At 69.5% G+C, this 2,246-nt stretch carries 1 protein-coding gene, 1 tRNA gene and 1 other RNA gene; 2 read left to right on the top strand and 1 reads right to left on the bottom strand.

Annotated features, from left to right (window positions below):
* Window positions 1–609: 609 nt before the first annotated feature.
* A tRNA-Ser gene (locus F8271_RS30990) sits at window positions 610–697 on the bottom strand.
* 82 nt (window positions 698–779) lie between these two features.
* On the opposite strand from F8271_RS30990, the gene ffs reads away from it, so the two are divergent.
* Together ffs and F8271_RS31000 are read left to right on the top strand one after the other, a co-directional pair.
* Window positions 780–869, top strand: an RNA gene (gene ffs, locus F8271_RS30995) — signal recognition particle sRNA small type.
* A 181-nt stretch (window positions 870–1,050) separates the two neighbouring features.
* The coding region (locus F8271_RS31000; protein WP_151493334.1) for a DNA polymerase III subunit gamma and tau at window positions 1,051–2,246 on the top strand (1,196 nt) is incomplete at its 3' end.

The following is a 2,246-nucleotide window of genomic DNA, read 5'->3' on the forward strand; positions in this document are numbered from 1 at the left end:
ACCGCAGCCGTCCCAGCAACTCACCCGCGGTCCGGGCCGCCCGGGCAGCCTCTATGCTGGCAGCAGCAGCCGCCTTCGATCTTGTTGTCTTCACAAACACATGATCAACGGGCGGCTGCGTCCATGTCGGACGCCGCCCCCACCACATCCCAGCAGGTCAGACTGCTAATGGCGGCTGCCGTACTAGGCCGCCGGCAGGAGATTTGTTTCACGGATCGGTGAGGGCATGTCGGGCGTAGTGGCTGGCCCCTTGGCTGTGGCCTGGTGTCGGCGTCGGAAGATGGACCAGGCGATGGCGTCGGCCGTGCGCCGGGCGGGTTCGATGATCAGGGCGTGGAACAGCCGTCGGAGTTCGTTGACGGTGGGCGGGATCAGCTGCCTGGGCTGGTGGTGCTGGCCGCCGTGGCGAGGAAGGCGTGGGCGGCGATGACGAGGGTGGTCCAGCGGTGCGAGGCTCGCCAGCGGCGGTGTTGGTGTTGATCCAGGCCGAGGCCGGTTCTGGTGGGACGGCTCGGCGGCCGAGCGGTCCGAGCAAGTCAGTACTGAGACGGAGGTAGGCAGAAGGCCGGACCCACAGGGTCCGGCCTTCTGCGTTTCGCCTGGTCAATCTGGCGGAGGATACGAGATTCGAACTCGTGAGGGTGTAAACCCAACACGCTTTCCAAGCGTGCGCCCTAGGCCTCTAGGCGAATCCTCCGTGAGCCAGGATACAGGCCCCCGTCGGCCGGGCCACCCCACCACCCCCTGAAGATCGACGGGCGGTCGGGTAGGCTGGGCGTCACCTCCCGTGCGGCGGTATCTCGTGAACCTCCCCAGGGCCGGAAGGCAGCAAGGATAAGCGAGCTCTGCCGGGTGCACGGGAGGCCTTTTTGTCTGTGGACCGGTTGATCCACTCGTCATCCATGATGTCGCGGTGTCCCGGGCATGCGGACACCCCGATTTCCAGGAAGCCGAGTTGATCAACGCGCGGCGACCAGTCTGCCCGGGGTGGTGGGTGGTCACCCGCGCCCGACCGGCGCAGAATGGCTCGGTCGAGAGGAGGCGGGACGAGTGACGCTGGCGCTCTACCGCAAGTACCGGCCGCGTACCTTCGCCGAGGTCATCGGGCAGGAGCACGTCACCGAGCCGTTGTCGCAGGCGCTGCGCAGCGGTCGGCTCAACCACGCCTACCTCTTCTCCGGCCCCCGTGGCTGCGGCAAGACCACCAGCGCCCGGATCATGGCCCGCTCGCTCAACTGTGAGCAGGGCCCCACCCCGGAGCCGTGCGGCACGTGTGAGTCGTGCCGCTCGCTGGCCACCGACGGCACCGGCTCCATCGACGTGATCGAGATCGACGCGGCCAGCCACGGCGGTGTCGACGACGCCCGCGAGCTGCGCGAGCGTGCGTTCTTCGCGCCGGCCAACAGCCGCTTCAAGATCTACATCATCGACGAGGCGCACATGGTCTCGACCCAGGGCTTCAACGCCCTGCTCAAACTGGTCGAGGAGCCCCCGGAGTACGTCAAGTTCATCTTCGCCACCACCGAGCCGGAGAAGGTCCTCGGCACGATCCGGTCGCGGACCCACCACTACCCGTTCCGGCTGTTCCCGCCGAAGGTGGTCCGCCCGTACCTGGAGCAGCTCACCCAGGCCGAGGGCGTCGCCGTCGAGCCGGCGGTCTTTCCGCTGGTGGTCCGTGCCGGTGGCGGCAGCATGCGGGACAGCCTCTCCGTGCTCGACCAGCTCATCGCCGGCGCCGGCCCGGAGGGGGTCAGCTACGCGCGGGCCGTCGCGCTGCTCGGGGTCACCGACTCCGCGCTGATCGACGAGATGTGCGACGCGCTGGCCGCCGGGGACGGCGCCGCCGCGTACGCCACCGTCGACCGGGTCGCCGAGGCCGGGCACGACATGCGCCGGTTCGCCTCCGATCTGCTGGAGCGGCTGCGCGACCTGATCGTGATCCAGCAGGTGCCGGACGCCGCCGCGAAGGGCCTCATCGACGGCCCCGCCGACCAGATCGAGCGGATGGCCGCGCAGGCCGCGCAACTCGGCCCCGGCACGCTCTCCCGCTGCGCCGACATCGTGCACGACGGCCTGGTGGAGATGCGCGGCACCACCGCCCCCCGGCTGCTGCTGGAGTTGATCTGCGCCCGGATGCTGCTCCCCGGCGCGCACGACTCCACCGGCGGCCTGCTCCAGCGCCTGGAGCGGATGGAACGCCGACTCACCCTGGGCGGCGGCGAAACCCCCACCAACCCAGGTGTACG

This window comes from Micromonospora sp. ALFpr18c, from assembly GCF_008868155.1.
In the GTDB taxonomy this organism is placed as follows: domain Bacteria; phylum Actinomycetota; class Actinomycetes; order Mycobacteriales; family Micromonosporaceae; genus Micromonospora.